This is a genomic window from Streptomyces alkaliphilus, from assembly GCF_014141535.1.
Classification (GTDB): domain Bacteria; phylum Actinomycetota; class Actinomycetes; order Streptomycetales; family Streptomycetaceae; genus Streptomyces; species Streptomyces alkaliphilus.
The window spans coordinates 1-1,515 of sequence record NZ_VKHT01001110.1 but is presented as its reverse complement, the minus strand read 5'-3'; the positions used below and the strand labels follow the sequence as shown (position 1 = coordinate 1,515).

1 protein-coding gene is annotated in these 1,515 nt (G+C 72.5%); it reads right to left on the bottom strand.

The genetic code is table 11. From position 1 onward, the window contains the following. Positions 1-173 precede the first annotated feature (173 nt). Positions 174-1,499, bottom strand: coding sequence for an FtsK/SpoIIIE domain-containing protein (locus FNQ90_RS22765; protein WP_407699429.1), 1,326 nt, complete (start codon positions 1,497-1,499; stop codon positions 174-176). Between the last annotated feature and the right edge of the window lie 16 nt (positions 1,500-1,515).

Sequence of the window (1,515 nt, the reverse complement as noted above, 5' to 3'; positions counted from 1 at the left end):
GGGCAGGTCAGTTCCCAGACGCGGACTCTACTCATATACTCGTGCATACAAGTTCCTTTGCGCTGGTGGGCGGTGTGGACCGAAACGAAGTGCTAGACGAGTCGCACGCCGTCGTGGGCGCGCACGGAGGAACGCTCCTTTCCGGGGGTCGGGGGAGGAAGGACGGGTGCGGGTCAGTCCGTCGCCTTGGCGAGGGACACCGGAGCGGGAGAAGGAGCGGCGAGGGGCCGGAAGGGGGCGAGGGCCGGGAGCTCCGGCACGAGGCCGGCGTTCTCCCGGCACCGTGCGGCGGCGTCGTCGAGAGAGAGGTACGGCGTGCGGATGCGCGACCAGCCGCCGGAGGTGTCGCCGACCACGGCTAGCCCGGGCCGCTCGGGTGGGATCGAGCAGGCGGCGGCGACCGCTTCGGGGGCGATGTCCCCGAGCGCCATCTTCGCGGACGCCTCGTCGTTGACCCGGTGGCAGACCCGGCCGGTCAACTGCGCGCGGAGCATGGTGGCGCCCTTGCCCAGTTCGGCGCCGAACCTCTGCCCGCAGACCTCCAGGAAGATGCCGGCGGCGCGGCCGAGTTGGGCGAGGCGGATGAGATGGGTGACCATCTCATCCCGCCGTTCCTCGTCCTTGCGGGTGGCGGTGAGGAAGAGTTCGGCCACCTCGTCCACGAACAGCACCAGGGGCACCGGACGTTCGTCGGCGGGAAGCCCCCACACATCTGAGGTGATGGTGTGTTCCGGTGCGTCGAACGGCAGGCCCTGCCGGGCGCGGATCAGGTCGTAGCGCTCCTCCATGATCCGCACCAGGACCGGCAGCAGTCGGGCCGCCTGTTCCGGGTCGGTGGCCAGCGCGGAGAGCCGGGACGCGAAGGGTGCCAGCTCCACACCCTGTTTGCAGTCGATGCCCAGCAGCGCAACGGGTTGCCCGGCCAGGCCGGCGACCAGGTGCCGCAGGTACATCGACTTCCCCGACAGGGTGGCGCCCAGGGTCAGTTGATGGGGAACGGCGCGGTAGTCCCGCAGGAGGGCGCTGCCGTCCTCCCGCAGCGCGACCGGGACCCGGAGGAAGGAGCCGCCGCAGCGACGCGGCATCCGCACATCGCGCAGCACGTCGAAGCCGACCAGGCGCAGTTCCACGCGGCCGGGGCGCAGTTCGGCGACGTGGACGGCGTGCACGCCCCAGGCGTGGCGCAGTCGTTCACCGGCAGCGGCCACGTCCGCCGATTCCTGCCCGGGTGCCAGCCGCAGCCGGACCCGCAGTCCGGTGGGGGTGGGCCGCAGCATCCCCCGGCGGGGCGGGACCGGCCGCACCTCCCGCCGGGTGGTGGCCAGGATGAGGCCGGCCCGCCAACGGGAGGGCGGGACGGTCAGCCCGCACGCCTCCATCACCGAGCCGTAGGAGGCCAGCAGGCGGAAGGTGGAGAACGGCAGGCCCACCAGGACCCAGAACACCGAGGGATGCCGGCGGCGCACCGGCCCCAGCAGCAGCGCGGGCACCGCGACCAGGAGCAGGAGCCCCAGC